General features: G+C 60.7%; 16 protein-coding genes. 9 read left to right on the top strand and 7 right to left on the bottom strand.

The window, feature by feature from the left end:
* Positions 1–207: 207 nt before the first annotated feature.
* The 4 genes from E3O56_RS00825 to E3O56_RS00840 all read left to right on the top strand — a co-directional run bounded on the left by E3O56_RS00825 (position 208) and on the right by E3O56_RS00840 (position 3,745).
* The gene (locus E3O56_RS00825) at positions 208–1,005 is read left to right on the top strand and encodes a hydroxymethylpyrimidine/phosphomethylpyrimidine kinase (RefSeq protein ID WP_103734874.1); all 798 of its coding nucleotides are present in this window, start codon (positions 208–210) and stop codon (positions 1,003–1,005) included.
* Between the two features lie 32 nt (positions 1,006–1,037).
* Complete coding sequence (gene thiE, locus E3O56_RS00830; protein ID WP_032879317.1) at positions 1,038–1,661, top strand: thiamine phosphate synthase; 624 nt, start codon at positions 1,038–1,040, stop codon at positions 1,659–1,661.
* A gap of 19 nt (positions 1,662–1,680) precedes the next feature.
* Positions 1,681–2,964 carry a glutamate-1-semialdehyde 2,1-aminomutase gene (gene hemL, locus E3O56_RS00835; RefSeq protein ID WP_057012857.1) on the top strand — a complete coding sequence of 428 codons (1,284 nt, stop codon included), beginning with the start codon at positions 1,681–1,683 and terminating at the stop codon, positions 2,962–2,964.
* Between the two features lie 226 nt (positions 2,965–3,190).
* Complete coding sequence (locus E3O56_RS00840) at positions 3,191–3,745, top strand: tetratricopeptide repeat protein (protein ID WP_005791705.1); 555 nt, start codon at positions 3,191–3,193, stop codon at positions 3,743–3,745.
* Here the strand turns inward: E3O56_RS00840 and E3O56_RS00845 are convergent, their stop codons facing one another.
* The 6 genes from E3O56_RS00845 to E3O56_RS00870 all read right to left on the bottom strand — a co-directional run bounded on the left by E3O56_RS00845 (position 3,746) and on the right by E3O56_RS00870 (position 9,723).
* Positions 3,746–4,858, bottom strand: a complete 1,113-nt coding sequence (locus tag E3O56_RS00845; RefSeq protein ID WP_103734850.1) for a succinylglutamate desuccinylase/aspartoacylase family protein — start codon at positions 4,856–4,858, stop codon at positions 3,746–3,748.
* A gap of 9 nt (positions 4,859–4,867) precedes the next feature.
* Complete coding sequence (locus tag E3O56_RS00850; RefSeq protein WP_032879313.1) at positions 4,868–5,578, bottom strand: ABC transporter permease; 711 nt, start codon at positions 5,576–5,578, stop codon at positions 4,868–4,870.
* Complete coding sequence (locus E3O56_RS00855; protein ID WP_005791712.1) at positions 5,575–6,291, bottom strand: ABC transporter permease subunit; 717 nt, start codon at positions 6,289–6,291, stop codon at positions 5,575–5,577. Before E3O56_RS00855 ends, E3O56_RS00850 begins: the two co-directional genes overlap by 4 nt.
* Positions 6,292–6,321: 30 nt before the next feature.
* The gene (locus tag E3O56_RS00860) at positions 6,322–7,080 is read right to left on the bottom strand and encodes a transporter substrate-binding domain-containing protein (RefSeq protein ID WP_032879309.1); all 759 of its coding nucleotides are present in this window, start codon (positions 7,078–7,080) and stop codon (positions 6,322–6,324) included.
* A gap of 38 nt (positions 7,081–7,118) precedes the next feature.
* Positions 7,119–9,173, bottom strand: a complete 2,055-nt coding sequence (locus tag E3O56_RS00865) for an NAD(P)-binding protein (protein WP_248127621.1) — start codon at positions 9,171–9,173, stop codon at positions 7,119–7,121.
* Between the two features lie 223 nt (positions 9,174–9,396).
* Positions 9,397–9,723 carry a DUF1820 family protein gene (locus tag E3O56_RS00870; protein WP_003194436.1) on the bottom strand — a complete coding sequence of 109 codons (327 nt, stop codon included), beginning with the start codon at positions 9,721–9,723 and terminating at the stop codon, positions 9,397–9,399.
* Between the two features lie 130 nt (positions 9,724–9,853).
* Between E3O56_RS00870 and miaB the strand changes: the two genes are divergently transcribed.
* The 5 genes from miaB (at position 9,854) to lnt (ending at position 15,547) form a co-directional block, all read left to right on the top strand.
* Positions 9,854–11,182, top strand: coding sequence for a tRNA (N6-isopentenyl adenosine(37)-C2)-methylthiotransferase MiaB (gene miaB / locus E3O56_RS00875; protein ID WP_005791718.1), 1,329 nt, complete (start codon positions 9,854–9,856; stop codon positions 11,180–11,182).
* A 230-nt stretch (positions 11,183–11,412) separates the two neighbouring features.
* The gene (locus tag E3O56_RS00880; protein ID WP_103734854.1) at positions 11,413–12,417 is read left to right on the top strand and encodes a PhoH family protein; all 1,005 of its coding nucleotides are present in this window, start codon (positions 11,413–11,415) and stop codon (positions 12,415–12,417) included.
* Positions 12,410–12,868: an rRNA maturation RNase YbeY gene (ybeY, locus tag E3O56_RS00885; RefSeq protein ID WP_248127623.1), complete on the top strand. Its 459-nt coding sequence runs from the start codon at positions 12,410–12,412 to the stop codon at positions 12,866–12,868. Before E3O56_RS00880 ends, ybeY begins: the two co-directional genes overlap by 8 nt.
* A gap of 42 nt (positions 12,869–12,910) precedes the next feature.
* The gene (locus E3O56_RS00890) at positions 12,911–13,750 is read left to right on the top strand and encodes an HlyC/CorC family transporter (protein ID WP_005791724.1); all 840 of its coding nucleotides are present in this window, start codon (positions 12,911–12,913) and stop codon (positions 13,748–13,750) included.
* 273 nt (positions 13,751–14,023) lie between these two features.
* Entirely contained in the window at positions 14,024–15,547 is a 1,524-nt protein-coding gene (gene lnt / locus E3O56_RS00895; RefSeq protein WP_032881204.1) for an apolipoprotein N-acyltransferase, read from the top strand.
* Positions 15,548–15,597: 50 nt separating this feature from the next.
* Here lnt and E3O56_RS00900 read toward each other — a convergent pair whose 3' ends face one another.
* Positions 15,598–16,359: a YdcF family protein gene (locus E3O56_RS00900; RefSeq protein ID WP_005791728.1), complete on the bottom strand. Its 762-nt coding sequence runs from the start codon at positions 16,357–16,359 to the stop codon at positions 15,598–15,600.
* Between the last annotated feature and the right edge of the window lie 32 nt (positions 16,360–16,391).

Raw genomic sequence — 16,391 nt, forward strand, 5'->3', positions numbered from 1 at the left:
GATACAGTAAGTTGTTTGAATGCACTTTAGCATAGCCATTAAAGGCCATTGGACACCATTGAACTATTTTTTTGAAAGGCTCTACATCAAGGCCTTCAGAGGATTTTCATGCTGTTTCACTCGCCAGAAAAGCGCTGCTCCAGCGCTCACACTTCAACCATCGTCAGACGGCCACGCAAAAAGCGTTTGGTGGTAAGCTCGCGCACCATGAATATCTACAGCTCTCGCCCTGTTGTCCTCTGTCTCTCCGGCCACGATCCCAGTGGTGGCGCCGGCTTGCAGGCAGATATCGAAGCCCTGCTCGCCCAGGGCTGCCACGCGGCCCCGGCCGTCACAGCGTTGACCGTGCAGAACACCGTCAATGTCAGCGACTTCCGCGTGCTCGACCGTGATTGGGTGATGGCCCAGGCCAATGCCGTGCTCGGCGACTCCGAAGTCGCGGCCGTCAAACTGGGCATGCTCGGTTCCACCGCCATGGTCGATACGGTGGTTGAACTGCTGCAGGCGCACCCGCATCTGCCGGTGGTCTGCGACCCAGTGCTGCGCGCCGGCGGCGGCGGTAGCCTGGGCAAGGACGAGGTCGGCTATGCGATGCGCGAGCGGCTGTTGCCCTTGTCGCTGATCGCCACGCCCAACCTGCCGGAAGCGCGCATCCTGGCCGAACTGCCAGACGGCACTGCCGACGAGTGCGCCGAGAAACTGTTGCCGTACATCAAGCACCTGCTGATCACCGGCGGCCATGGCGACGAACATGAAGTGCACAACCGCCTGTACAGCCGCGACGGCACGCGCCATACCTTTACCTGCCAGCGCTTGCCCGGCAGCTATCACGGTTCGGGCTGCACCTTGGCCAGCGCCCTGGCCGGGCGCATCGCCCAGGGCGAAGGTTTGGCCAGCGCGGTGCAATCGGCCCTCAACTACACCTGGCGCACCCTGCGTGACGCCGAGCAACTGGGCCAGGGCCAGTTCGTGCCGCGCCGGCTGCCGCTGGATTTCTGCTCGTAACTTATCGCTTGTCACAGCAAGGGGCTTGCCCGATGAAACTACGTGGCCTTTACGCCATTACCGACAGCCAGCTCCTGGCCGGCAAGTTCCTCGCCTACGTCCAAGCGGCGCTGGACGGCGGCGTGACACTGTTGCAGTACCGCGACAAAAGCAGCGACGAGGCACGGCGCCTGCGTGAAGCCGAAAAGCTGTATGAACTGTGCTCGCGCTACAAGACTCAATTGATCATCAACGATGATGCCGAACTCGCCGCGCGCCTGGGCGTGGGCGTGCATCTGGGGCAGACCGATGGTCCGCTGACCCCGGCCCGTGCGCTGCTCGGTTCCAAGGCGATCATCGGTGCTACCTGCCACAGCCAGATCGAACTGGCCGAACAGGCCGCCAAGGAAGGCGCCAGCTATGTCGCCTTCGGGCGCTTCTTCAATTCCACCACCAAGCCCGGCGCACCTGCCGCCACCGTTGAAATGCTGGCCGAGGCCCGCACGCGCTTGCAGCTGCCGATCTGCGTGATCGGCGGCGTGACCCTGGACAACGCCGAACCGCTGGTGGCCCACGGTGCCGACCTGCTGGCCGTGGTGCACGGTTTATTCGGCGCCGACAGTACTCAGGAAGTCACGCGACGCGCCCGTGCTTTCAATGCCCTTCTTAAAATCTGATTTCAGAGAGACGTCCATCATGTCCCGTTCCGAAACCCTGTTTGCCAATGCCCAGAAACACATCCCCGGCGGTGTGAACTCCCCCGTGCGTGCGTTCAAGAGCGTGGGCGGCACGCCGTTGTTCTTCAAACACGCCGAAGGCGCCTACGTCACCGACGAAGATGACAAGCGCTACGTCGACTATGTCGGCTCCTGGGGCCCGATGATTCTCGGCCATAGCCACCCGGACGTACTCGACGCGGTGCGCCAGCAGCTGCAACACGGCTTGTCCTATGGCGCGCCGACCGCCATGGAAACCGAGATGGCCGACCTGGTTTGCGCCATCGTGCCGTCGATGGAAATGGTGCGCATGGTCAGCTCCGGTACCGAAGCCACCATGAGCGCGATCCGCCTGGCCCGTGGTTTCACCGGCCGCGACAACATCATCAAGTTCGAGGGTTGCTACCACGGCCACTCCGACAGCCTGTTGGTCAAGGCCGGCTCCGGCGCGCTGACTCAAGGCGTACCCAACTCTGCCGGTGTACCGGCGGCATTCGCCAAACACACCCTGACCCTGCCGTTCAACGACATCGCCGCCGTCGAGCAAATGCTCAGCGAAGTCGGCCAGGACGTGGCCTGCATCATCGTCGAACCGGTGGCCGGCAACATGAACTGCGTACCGCCGGCACCGGGTTTCCTCGAAGGCCTGCGCGAGCAGTGCGACAAGCACGGCGTGGTGCTGATCTTTGACGAAGTGATGACCGGTTTCCGCGTCGCCCTCGGCGGCGCCCAGGCACACTACGGCGTCACGCCGGACCTGAGCACCTTCGGCAAGATCATCGGTGGCGGTATGCCAGTAGGCTGCTTCGGCGGCAAGCGCGAAATCATGCAGCACATCGCCCCGCTGGGCCCGGTTTACCAGGCTGGCACCTTGTCGGGTAACCCGCTGGCAATGGCCGCTGGCCTGACCACCCTGCGCCTGATCAGCCGCCCGGGCTTCCACGCCGAGCTGACCGACTACACCACCCGCCTGCTTGATGGCCTGCAGCAGCGCGCCGACGCCGCGGGTATCCCGTTTGTCACCACCCAGGCCGGTGGCATGTTCGGCCTGTACTTCAGCGGCGCCGACGACATCGTCACCTTTGATGACGTGATGGGCAGCGATGCCGACCTGTTCAAGCGCTTCTTCCACCTGATGCTTGAAGGCGGCGTGTACCTGGCGCCGAGCGCCTTCGAAGCCGGCTTCACCTCGATCGCCCATGGCGAAGCCGAGCTGAAACTGACCCTGGATGCTGCCGAACGCGCCTTCGCGGCCCTGAAATAAGTGACCCACGTTCTGACGTTGCCCCCCAGGCAGCGTCAGATTTGCTACTTTGCTTACAGAAGTTTCCTGGTTTTTTCGAGAATTGCCCTGCAATCCGGCAGATAACTTGCCCAAGCAGCAGAAAAACGAGTAAAGACTTTGTAAGCAGAGGCCTGCTTATTTCATAATGCGCGCTTATTGGACTCCCCGAGGGTCCGCGCGCCCCGTCAGAGGTAAGTCGATTCCCATGAAACGCACCGGCCGCACCCTGGTTCTGGGCTGCCTGTTGCTCCTTCAGCCGCTGCTGGCACATGCCCAGGCAGGCGGCAACTCGTTGTTAATCCCAGCGATGGGTCGTTGCACCCTCAATACCCAGCCAGACAGCCAGGCCGAAGCCCTGAGCGCGTGCCAGAAACAAGCTGATGAAGGGGATGCGCAAGCGCAATACGAGTTGGGCGAGTTCTACCACGACAGCAAGAACCCGGCCGTCGACCTCAACAAAGCGTTGAGCTACTTCGAAAAGGCTTCGCTACAAGGCCACGCCCAGGCGCAATTCCAGCTCGGCAATATGTTCTTCAAGGGTGAAGGCGTGCCGGCCAATAACGTGCAGGCCTACATCGTGCTGAAAATGGCCGCGGTCAACGGTGCTGAAGACGCACTGGACACCGCCGATGAAGTCGCCGAGCACATGCAGCGCGATGAACTGGAAGTGGCGACCCAGGTACTGGGGCAGATTTTCCGTAATTACCTGCAGGAATTGCAGAGCGCCGATGGGCGCTCGCCCTTCTCCCCCCTGCCCTGATCACGGCGATAACAGGTAGCCCTGTCGATACGCCGTGGACCCCGCTACATGGGCAATCGTCATACCGGCGCTTGCCATTCGGCGTACTGATCGCACATACAACAGCCCTTCATGCTCACACGCGACCTCAATCACTCGGTCCGTGATCGGGTCGATGACTTGCGCCACGATCTGTCCTGCTTCGAGGTAATCCCCCACCTGCGCGCAAAAGACCATCAAGCCTCCCACCGGGCTCACCACCGGCTCGACCCCCGCCAAGGGTGTTGGCGGGCTCAATAGCGCCGGCAGTGGCGGCGCTTGCCCCTCAATGCCTCCCTGTAACATCAGATAGTTGATCAACGCCTGACAATCCTGCCGCGCCAGCCCGTGGTCCACATCGGCAACGCCGCGCAACTCCACGGTCACGGCAAAACCCGGCGCCGAAAAGGCCCCAGGAAAACGCGCCTGCATCCGTGCCCAGAACAAGGTGTAGCAATCGTCGAACGAATGCCCGCCCGCGTCCGGGCTCATAAAGCAGGCCCGAGCGCCCAGGTACCGCGCCAGCGGCTCCACCTGGGACCAGGCATCGGGCGCCAGGTACAGGTGCTGCACTGCCTCGAAATCACAATGCAGGTCCAGCACCCTGTCGGCGTCACAGGCCAGCGTTTGCAGGACCAAACGCAGAGAGTGCAGCTGGGTCGCCGGTACCTGGCTGACAAGGGTTCGCCGCAGGGCCGCACGGATCAGATGCAGGTTATGCGCAGGATCATCGGTCAGAACATCCTGTACCTGGTCGCCGACCTGCTCGCTGACGTCAACGAAGAAGCGGTTGAAGTTCTCTCGACTGTCGTTATCGAAACGCCCCTGCGGTACGTCCATCAGCACCTGCTCCAACCCCAGCGGATTGGCCACCGGCACCAGCACCACTTGCCAACGCAACGCACCTGTCGCCTCCAGGTGCGCCAGACGCTGTTTGAGATGCCACAACACCAGCATCCCCGGTAATTCATCGGCGTGCAGGGACGCCTGGATGTAAACCTTGCTCGGCGCATTGGCCGGACCGTAATGAAAACTATGAATATGCCGCGTGGTACCTGGCACAGCCGTTAACAGTTCATGCCTGTGAGTCTGCATATTGCCCCCCTATCGACTCGAATCAAGAAAGCTCAGCCAACGTCGTTCAGCCAGATGGAACAAGCCGACCAACGCGAACGTAATACACAAGTAAAGCGCCGCGGCCAGGCCAAAGGATTGGAAGGTGAGGAAGGTTGCAGCGTTGGCATCCCGTGCGACTTTCAGGATATCCGGCACCGTTGCCGTGAACGCCAGGGTGGTGGAATGCAACATGAAGATCACTTCATTGCTGTAGTAGGGCAACGACCGGCGCAGGGCCGAGGGCATGATCAAGTGCACGTACAACTTCCAGCCGTCGAAGCCCAGGGAACGAGCAGCCTCGATTTCACCGCGTGGCATTGCCCGAATTGCGCCCGCCAGTATTTCCGTGGTGTAGGCCGCGGTATTGAGGGCAAACGCCAGAAGCGTGCAATTGAGCGCTTCGCGAAAAAAGGCATCCAGCAACGGTTGCTCGCGAACAGCGCCAATGCTGTAGATGCCGGTGTAGAAGATCAGTAACTGGATATACAGCGGTGTGCCGCGAAACACGTAGGTAAAGCTTTGCACCGGCCAGCGCAGCCAGCGTCGGCTGGACGTCCTGGCGATGGACAGTGGCAACGCCAACAGCAGGCCCAGGCACAAAGAGGCGCTGGTCAGCCACAAGGTCATGGCCAGACCGGTGATTTGTTGACCGTCGGAATAAATAAACGGCCGCCAATACTCCTGGATAAGCTCGATCATGATGATGATCCCTGCACACCTTCACCATACCGACGCTCCAGCCAGCGCAACGCTGCGTTTGAAACACTGCTGAGCAACAGGTAGACCAGCGCCGCCAGCAGCAGAAAAGCCAGTAATTGCTGACTGCTCTTGCCCGCCATCTGCGCCACTTTCACCAGGTCTGCCAGGCCGATGATCGACACCAGCGCCGTAGCCTTGAGCAAGACCATCCAGTTATTGCCCAGACCCGGCAGGGCGAATCGCATCATCTGCGGGAATATCACATGCAAAAAGCTCTGCCTGAAGCTCAGGCCAAGGGCCTTGGCTGCCTGGAACTGCCCACGGGGTACAGCCAGCAACGCGCCGCGAAAGGTTTCGGTGAAATAAGCGCCGTAGATAAACCCCAGAGTGATCACGCCGGCGCTGAAAGGGTCGATATCGATGTAGGCCCAGCCCAATTCGCTGGTCAGACGACTCAGGCCTGTCTGCAATCCGTAGAAAATCAACAGCATTAACAGCAGGTCCGGTACCCCGCGAATCAAGGTGGTGTACACCTGTGCGCACAGGCGCCATGCCCTCACCCTGGACAGCTTGGCACCTGCCCCCAGCAGGCCCAGGATCAGCCCCAGCAGCAATGACAACAGTGCCAGTTGCAAGGTGACCCAGACCCCGTGCAGTAACATCGGCAAAAAACCGCCCAGGGACGCGGCGAATTGAGTGAAGGCAGGTAGCATGATCGTGTCCTCGCTGGCCGTTGAAGGCGGTTATTGGCCGCTGAACATGTTCACACCGGGGAAGTACTGCTCTTGCAGGCGAGCGTAGGTGCCATCGGCGTGCAGGGCAGCCAGCCCCTTATCCAACAGCGCTTTCAGCGTGTGGTTGCCCTTGGCGAGGCCGATGCCGCTTTTGGACGGCATCAACTCGCTGTCAATCAGCGGCCCCAGTACAAACCCGACGCCTTGGGGTGAACGCAAAAATCCGCTCTGTGCTTGCTGAGCATCCTGCAGCGATGCCTGCAAACGCCCTGTCAGCAGGTCCGCGTACACTTGCTCCTGATCGGCATAAGCCACCACCTTCATACCCTGCCCAGCGAGCACTTGCCGGGCATAAACTTCCTGAGTACTGCCCTGCAAATAGCCGACGGCCATGCCTGTGGAAAGCTCAGTGCCAGGGCGCATCACCATGGCAGTGGGGCTGGAAAACACCTCCGAGGAGAAGTCGATGACCTTTTGCCGAGCGGCAGTGATGGTCATTGAAGCGAAGATGGCGTCGATCTTGCCGGCGTTGAGGCTGGGAATCATGCCGTCAAAGTCACTCTCGACCCATTGGCAGCGAACATTCAAACGTGCACAAATTGCATTGCCGATATCTATTTCAAAACCGGTCAAAGTCCCCGTGCTGTCTTTATAAGCAAAGGGCGCATAGTTGGGATCGGCAGCGAAACGGATCACGTTGTAATCGTTGGCAAACAACGATGTATTAATCAGGAGCGCGGTGAATAACATCAGGAGTATTTTTTTCATTATTGTATTCCTCGTTATTGATTGAACAGTTGGACTGACTACACCTCTATAAATGGAATTTCTCTGCGCACTACCAGCGAGCCCTCCGGCGCATCGAACTCACGCGCGATGCGATGCCCTGAATACACCGCCGCCGCAATGGTGCCGGGCGCCACACAGTCGCCGATCAGCGTGAGCGTTCGGATGCCTGCCGCCTGTAACTGTTCGGGTGAGTTGTTCAAGGCCTGATACAGCGCCTGCTCAGGCTCCCGGGAAGTGACCAGCAGCAAGGCTGCAGCTGGGATCAACCGCGTACGTTCGGTGTAGATGCAGCCCGCTACCACGCCCTCTGGCTTAACGCTGACCAGCGTATGGGACGGCACGATCGTGACATTCAACTGCATCAGACGACGCTGAATGCGATGCTGCTCAAGGGTGTTATGGGTCCAGGCCGCCACGTCCGCCGCGGGGGTGACGAATATCACCTCCACGCCACGCGCCACCAGATGTTCGGCCAGCACGCTGCCCATGTAATAGTGATCGTCATCGAACAGCAGCACCGGCGAAGCGGGCAACGCCCCTGCCATCAGGTCATCAGGCGTCAGCACGGGCAGGCTGTCCAGGCCCGATAAGGATCGGCGCAAGGCGCGCCCCAATCCATCACGTCGCCAGTGGGAACCCGTAGCAATGAACACATGCTCAGCGGCTAAATCCAGCACGTCCTGGGCCTGCAAGTGGCTTTCCCGATAGATCTCCACCGACGGCATACGGCTCAACGCATCCAGTCGATAGTCAATCACCCGCGCCCAACTCGCCAGCCCCGGCAGCCGGGTTTCCAGCGCTACACGTCCGCCCAGGGTGCGCAGGCTGTCGACCAGGGCCACTTCCATCCCTCGCGCACCCAGGATCCGTGAACACTCAAGCCCGGATGGCCCGGCGCCGACCACCAGCGCCCGGCCGGGTTGCTGCGTATGGTTGACCGACTCGGGATGCCAGCCACGTCGCCATTCCTCACCCATGGTCGGGTTCTGTGTACAGCGCAGGGGCGTGCTGGTGTGATCGCCACTGACGCATACATTGCAGCCGATACACTCGCGAATTTCCTCGGCGCGCCCCTCTTCAATCTTCTTGGGCAAGAAGGGATCGGCAATCGAAGGGCGGGCCGCCCCGATCAGGTCCAGCACGCCACGACGAACCAAAGACACCATGGTGTCTGGCGAAGTGAAGCGGCCGACGCCCACCACGGGCTTGCTGGTCAGCGCCTTGAGCCCCAGCAGGAAGGTCTCCTGGTAACCCTCCCCGGCAAAGCGCGCCGTCACGCTGTCATTGGACCAATCGGCGACATTGACGTCCCACAAGTCCGGCAGGTCCGCCAGCATCGAGAAGATTTCGGCACCTTCGCCCTCGCGACTCAAGCCGTCGGCCATTTGTTCATCCACCGCCAGGCGGACCGCTACGGCACACCGATCACCGACTGCGTCGCGAGTGTCTTCAATCAATTCGCGGAGCAAACGCACACGGTTTTCCAACACACCGCCGTATTCGTCGGTACGCCGGTTATTGCGTGGCGTGAGGAAATGGAACGGCACGCTCAGGTCGTGGCCGGCGTACACATAGATGATGTCGAAACCCGCCTCCCGGGCGCGCAATGCGGCGGCTCGATGCAGGGCGCGCAATTGCCGGATATCGGCATGGCTCATGGCCCGGGCCTGCACCGGGTCGTAACTGCGCACCGGGGTATTGGAAGGCGCCCAGGGAATTTCGCGACTGTAGCGGTTGGGCGCCGAGTAACCGTTGAATGCCAGCTCTACCCCTGCCAACGACCCGTGCTGGTGTACCGCCTCACACATGCGGGCCAATGCAGGAATGTCGCGCTCATCCCACAAACGCGCCTCGATATAAGGGGAGAACTCGCTCAGCGGGCTGATTTCGCACTCTTCAGTGCACACCACGCCCCAGCCGCCCTCGGCTTTCACTGCGCGCATCCGGGCCATGGCCGAGGGATGTACATGGCCCATGCCATTACAGTGGGGAACTTGATAAAAGCGATTGCGAGTACGGACCGGGCCTATTTGTACCGGCTCAAACAGAATGTCATAGCGAGGATCGCGCACAGGGCTACTCCCGAACAAGTCAGTTCGTTAATGACGGCATGATGGAACTTGGCGCTAATGAGTGGCGTGATTAAACGCAGTTGAACGGGGGAAACTTCGAGGTTTTCTTATTATTGGTATATTCATGATGCCCTCTCTGAATAAACAAAATTTGCTATCTTTCAAACAAAATGTCCATCCATTGAGAGGCAGTCTCGGAAACGCCCTACAAATTAATTGCAGATCATTTCTCGGGCATCGGCATCGGAAACGGCATCACATTGCTCGTGCCCCGTGCTTCGCTGATCTTCGGCGTACCCAGGCGTTCGACCTCATCGATGCGCACAATCGAATGCATCGGCACAAAGCTGCGCACCACGCCTTCGAACTGGGCCTTGAGCTTTTCTTCGCCCGGATCGACGACCAACTGGGTGCGCTCGCCAAAGACGAACTCTTCCACTTCCAGAAAGCCCCACAGATCACTTTGATAGATCTGCTTGGCGTACATTTCGAACACCTGGCCCTGGTTGAGGAAAATCACCTTGTAGATTGGAGCTTCACGTTTGGTCATGGTGGGCGGGGAACACATGGGGATATAAAAGAGGGCGCGAACTATAGCATGGCACCCGATGCACAGCGCTAGGAACCGATGGGCATGACCCCTATAATGCGCGGTTCTTTACCACCAGTTGACGATTCCCATGGCCAAGAAGCTTTATATCGAAACCCACGGTTGCCAGATGAACGAGTACGACAGCTCGCGCATGGTCGACCTGCTGGGCGAACACCAGGCCCTGGAAGTCACCGCCCGCGCCGAAGATGCCGACGTGATCCTGCTCAATACCTGCTCGATCCGCGAACGGGCCCAGGACCGTGTGTACTCCCAGCTGGGCCGCTGGCGTGAATTGAAACTGGCCAACCCGGACATGGTGATCGCCGTCGGCGGTTGCGTGGCCAGCCAGGAAGGTGCTGCGATCCGCGACCGCGCCCCGTATGTCGACGTGGTGTTCGGCCCGCAGACCTTGCACCGCCTGCCGGAAATGATCGACGCCGCACGCGTCACCAAGCTGCCGCAGGTGGACGTATCGTTCCCGGAAATCGAGAAATTCGACCATTTGCCCGAGCCGCGCATCGACGGCCCGAGCGCCTACGTGTCGGTGATGGAAGGTTGCAGCAAGTACTGCACTTTCTGCGTGGTGCCCTACACACGCGGTGAAGAAGTCAGCCGGCCATTTGACGATGTACTGGCAGAAATCATCCACCTGGCTGAAAACGGCGTGCGCGAAGTGACCCTACTGGGCCAGAACGTCAACGGCTACCGCGGCCTGACCCACGACGGGCGCCTGGCCGACCTGGCGGAGCTGATCCGCGTGGTCGCCGCCGTCGATGGCATCGAACGTATCCGCTATACCACTTCGCACCCGCTGGAATTCTCCGACAGCCTGATCCAGGCCCACGCCGAAGTGCCGGAGCTGGTCAAGCACCTGCACTTGCCGGTGCAATCGGGCTCGGACCGCATCCTGTCGGCGATGAAGCGCAACCACACGGCGCTTGAATACAAATCCAAGCTGCGCAAATTGCGCGCCGCCGTACCGGGCATCTGCATCAGTTCGGACTTTATCGTCGGCTTCCCGGGCGAAACCGAGAAAGATTTCCAGCAGACCATGAAGCTGATTGAAGACGTCGGTTTCGACTTTTCCTACTCGTTTGTGTACAGCCAGCGCCCGGGCACCCCGGCGGCGGACCTGCTGGACGAAACCCCGGAGGCGTTGAAAAAGGAGCGGTTGAACGCACTGCAACATCGCCTCAACCAACAGGGTTTCGAAATCAGCCGACAAATGGTCGGCTCGACCCAGCGCATCCTGGTCACCGATTATTCGAAGAAAGACCCGGGTGAGTTGCAGGGGCGCACCGAGAACAACCGCATCGTCAACTTCCGCTGCGACAACCCGACGCTGATCGGCCAATTTGCCGATGTGCACATCGATGCGGCGCAGCCACACTCGTTGCGCGGCTCGTTGATCAACTGATCTCGCGGACCGGATGAAGATCAAAATGTGGGAGCTGGCTTGCCTGCGATAGCGATGTATCAGTGCCCTATGTGCCAACTGACCCACCGCTATCGCAGGCAAGCCAGCTCCCACAGGAGTTCTTCATGGTTATCGAGAGTGGGGCCAGGCTATTTAAGTGCTTTCGCACACCGGCGCCTGGCGTTATTCTCTCTCTCACCTCATCAGCCAAAGGGCGGCTAAAAGCAACCTTGAACGCACCCATAGCAGAACCCCATCGTTTTCTCCTCGAGCCGTTTGAGGCTCGCCGTTTCGCCAACCTGTGCGGACAGTTCGACGAGCACCTGCGCCTGATCGAACAACGCCTGAGCATCGAGATCCGCAACCGCGGCAATCAGTTCGAGCTCATTGGTGAACCCCAACACACCACGTCTGCCGAAAACCTGCTGCGTCGCCTCTACCGCGAAACCAAGGGTAGTGAGCTGTCGCCAGAGACGGTACACCTGTACCTGCAGGAATCTGCGGTGCAAGACCTGGCCAACAACCCTGTGGCCGAAGCCAGTGTGGCCCTGCGTACCAAAAAAGGCATGATTCGCCCACGCGGCTTGAATCAGCAGAAGTACGTCAAGGAAATCCTCGGCAACGACATCAACTTCGGCATCGGCCCAGCCGGTACCGGCAAGACTTACCTGGCCGTTGCCTGTGCGGTGGATGCCCTGGAGCGCGAGCAAGTGCGGCGCATCCTGCTGGTGCGCCCGGCGGTCGAAGCGGGCGAAAAGCTCGGCTTCCTGCCCGGCGACCTGGCCCAGAAGATCGACCCGTACCTGCGCCCGCTCTACGACGCGCTGTACGAGATGCTCGGCTTTGAATACGTGGCCAAGCTGATCGAGCGCCAGGTGATCGAAATCGCCCCGCTGGCCTACATGCGTGGCCGCACCTTGAACAACAGCTTCATCATCCTCGACGAAAGCCAGAACACCACCGTCGAGCAGATGAAGATGTTCCTCACCCGCATCGGTTTCGGCTCTACCGCCGTGATCACCGGTGACGTCACCCAGGTCGACCTGCCCAAGGGCACCAAGTCGGGGCTGGCGCAGGTGATCGAGGTACTCAAGGATGTACCGGGCATCAGCTTCACGCATTTCATGCCCAAGGACGTGGTGCGTCACCCGCTGGTGCAGCGCATCGTAGAAGCCTATGAGCGTTTCGATCACAAGGATGACGCACCGGCCAGGGACGTTCGCGGCGATGCTTGAGCTAGACCTGCAGCTTGCCACCGAAGCGCCCGCCCCCAGCGAAGCACAGTTCCGGCACTGGTGCACCCTGGCCCTGCGCCAGCGCACCGCAGACTCGGAGCTGACCATTCGTCTGGTGGATGAGCCCGAAGGCCGCGAGCTGAACCACACCTGGCGTCAAAAAGACTACGCGACCAACGTGCTGTCCTTCCCCGCCGACATACCCGACGAGTTGCTGGATATCCCGCTGCTGGGCGATCTGGTGATCTGCGTCGGGGTGGTCGAGCGCGAGGCAAAGGAACAAGGCAAGGAACTTGAAGCCCATTGGGCCCATCTAGTCATCCACGGCTGCTTACATCTCTTGGGCTACGACCATATAGACGATGATGAAGCCGAGGAAATGGAAGCACTGGAACGAACGTTGCTTGCTGAACTGGGTCACCGCGACCCTTACGCAGACGACGAAAGCTGATCAACACTCAACTGTCATATCAAAGGATTTAGAGTAATCGCTATGAGCGAAGACCGATCGAGCAACGGGCAGAAGTCATGGCTGGGTAAACTGACCCAGGCTTTTGCCCACGAGCCGAAAAACCGCCAGGAGCTGCTGGAGCTGCTGCGCGAGGCCCACCAGAACAAGTTGCTGGACAGCGAAGCGCTGGCCATCGTCGAAGGCGCCATCCAGGTGGCTGACCTGCAAGTACGGGACATCATGGTCCCGCGCTCGCAGATGATCAGCATCAAGGCGACCCAGACCCCACGGGAATTCCTCCCGGCCGTGATCGACTCGGCGCACTCGCGCTACCCGGTGATCGGTGAAAGCCATGACGACGTCATGGGTGTTTTGCTGGCCAAGGACCTGTTGCCGCTGATCCTCAAGGAGAATGGCGACAGCTTCAACATCAAGGACCTGCTGCGTCCGGCCACCTTCGTACCTGAATCCAAGCGCCTGAATGTGCTGCTGCGCGAATTTCGCGCCAACCACAATCACATGGCCATTGTGATCGACGAATACGGCGGCGTGGCTGGCCTGGTGACCATCGAAGACGTGCTGGAACAGATCGTCGGCGATATCGAAGACGAGCACGACGTCGAAGAAGACAGCTACATCAAGCCGCTGCCCAGCGGTGACTTCCTGGTCAAGGCGCTGACGCCGATCGAGAACTTCAACGAGTTCTTCGACAGCGAATTCTCCGACGATGAGTTCGACACGGTCGGCGGCCTGGTGATGAGTGCGTTCGGGCATCTGCCCAAGCGTAACGAAACCACCGAGATTGGCGCCTATCGCTTCCGCATTTTGAATGCCGATAGTCGTCGTATCCATCTGATCCGTTTGACACCTATTGCCCGCTAAGGAAGGGGTGGGGCATCAGCTATTTCCTGTGTCGCGTTGCCCCTGAGAGCGGGCCAGGCAAGGCGCAGGCCGCAGGGAATGGCATTCCCTTTTCAAGGCCTGCAACGCAGTATGGCCCGCTCTCAGGGACAACCCGAAGGGCCGGGCCTGCTGCGACACAGGGCTGCGTTACTCGTCGTTCATTTGGAAAAACCAAACCACACTCCTCGCGCCTTGCCCTGTGCCGCAGCAGGCCCGGCGCGATACAGGAAATAGCTGATGACCCACCCCTACATGCAGCGCCTGAACCGCCCCGGCTGGCCCGGTAACTTGCTGGCCGTGGTGGCCGGCGCCATCACTACCCTGGCGCTGGCGCCGTTCGATATCTGGCCGTTGGCTCTGGTAGCGGTCGGCCTGTTCTATATCGGCCTGCGGGAGCTGACACCCCGCCAGGCCCTGGGCCGCGGCTGGTGTTTCGGTTTCGGCCTGTTTGGCGCCGGCACCAGCTGGATCTACTACAGCATCCACCACTTCGGCGGCGCTTCGGTGCTGCTGGCGGGGTTCCTGATGCTGCTGTTCACCGCCGCCATTGCCTGGTTCTTTGCCCTGCCCGCCTGGTTGTGGGCGCGCTGGCTGCGCCGCAATGAAGCACCGTTGGCGGATGCCCTGACCTTCGCCGCGTTATGGGTTGGCCAGGAAGCGTTTCGTGGCTGGTTCCTCACCGGTTTCCCCTGGTTGTACTCCGGTTACAGCCAACTCGACGGCCCGCTGACCGGCCTCGCGCCGCTGGGCGGAATGTGGCTGATTTCCTTCGCGCTTGCACTCACGGCAGCCCTGCTGTGCAACCTGCCGCGCCTGCTGGCAAGCAAGCGCAACGCCTTCATTGGTGCGGGCCTGGTGTTGCTGGTCGCCCCCTGGGCCATCGGCCTGGCGCTCAAGCACCACGCCTGGACCTCGCCCTCCGGCGCTCCCCTGAGCGTCGCCGCCATCCAGGGCAACGTCGAGCAAAGCATGAAGTGGGACCCCGAGCAGCTTAATGCACAGTTGGCGCTGTATCGCGACATGAGCCTGAGCTCCAAGCGTGTCGACCTGCTGGTATGGCCGGAAACCGCCGTGCCGGTACTCAAGGAGTCGGTCGAGGGCTACCTGGGCATGATGGGCAAGTTTGCCGCCGACCGGAACACCGCGCTGATTACCGGGGTACCGATTCGCCAGGAAGTGCACCATGAGAAGCGCTACTTCAATGGCATTACCGTAGTCGGCGAAGGTGACGGCACCTATCTCAAGCAAAAGCTGGTGCCGTTTGGCGAATACGTGCCGTTGCAGGACATGCTGCGCGGGCTGATTGCGTTCTTCGACCTGCCGATGTCGGACTTCGCCCGTGGCCCTTCAGACCAGGCCATGCTTCAGGCCAAGGGCTATCAGATTGCGCCGTTCATTTGCTATGAAGTGGTGTACCCGGAATTCGCTGCCGGCCTGTCGGCCCAGAGCGACCTGCTGCTGACCATCAGCAACGACACCTGGTTCGGCCGCTCCATCGGCCCATTGCAGCACCTGCAAATGGCGCAGATGCGTGCACTGGAAGCCGGGCGCTGGATGATCCGCGCCACCAACAACGGCGTGACCGGGCTGATCAACCCGTTTGGGCAGATCACCGCACAGATCCCGCAGTTCGAGCGCGGCATTCTCTATGGGGAGGTGGTGCCGATGCATAACCTCACGCCATACCTGCAATGGCGTTCGTGGCCGTTGATCATTGTGTGCCTGGGGTTGTTTGGCTGGGCGCTGCTGGCTGGCCGGATGTCCAAAACGCTCTGACCTGTGGGAGCTGGCTTGCCTGCTCCCACAATTGATTTCCTGTGTTGCACCTATCGGTAGAACAACCGATACCCCACCTGCCCCACCGCTTCGTTGATCAACTGCCCGCTCTGCCACACCGCCTTGACCTCCGGCATCCAGCCGCCCAGCGGCCGGCCGTGGTCCACGCCCAGAAAGCCCACCGGCCCGGGCACCACGGTGAAACCGGCTTTCTCAAAACTCCACACCGAACGCGGCATATGCCAGGCCTGCGTCACCACCACCACACGCTTGATGCCTTGGGGCAGCAGAATCTCGGCGCTCATCTGGGCGTTTTCCCAGGTGGTACGGCTGCGCTCTTCCTTCCAGCGCACGCTGACGCCGAAATCATCCTGCATCGACACCGCCATCAATTCGGCTTCGCTGGGCGGCGTGCCGTAATGCAAGCCGCCACTGGTCAGCACCGGCAAGCCTGACGCCTTGGCCAGTCGCGCCGCATAACGCTCACGCTCAAGACCAACGCCGGTGGGCTGGTCGCTGCCCCAGGCGATGTCCCCACGCTCGCGCCCGGAGCCCAACACCACAATCGCATCGGCGCGCTGGGCGAGCGTGGCCCAGTCTTCGCGAGCCAATGGCGGCGCTGTCTCAAGCGCACGGGCGCCCCATTGCACCATCACCGGCAGGCTGATCAACCACATCCCGCCCAGCCCCAGGGCAAAGCACACCCCGGCCAGGCGCGGGCGGCTACGGCGAAACCACCAGGCACACGCCAACAACAACAAAAAAATGCCGGGCGGCAACAGCAATTGTTTGATGAAATAACGAAAAGGCATCGGGCATCTCCAAAGATGCCCGAAGCCTAAAT

This window comes from Pseudomonas sp. W2Aug9 (assembly GCF_023127755.1).
Classification (GTDB): domain Bacteria; phylum Pseudomonadota; class Gammaproteobacteria; order Pseudomonadales; family Pseudomonadaceae; genus Aquipseudomonas; species Aquipseudomonas synxantha_A.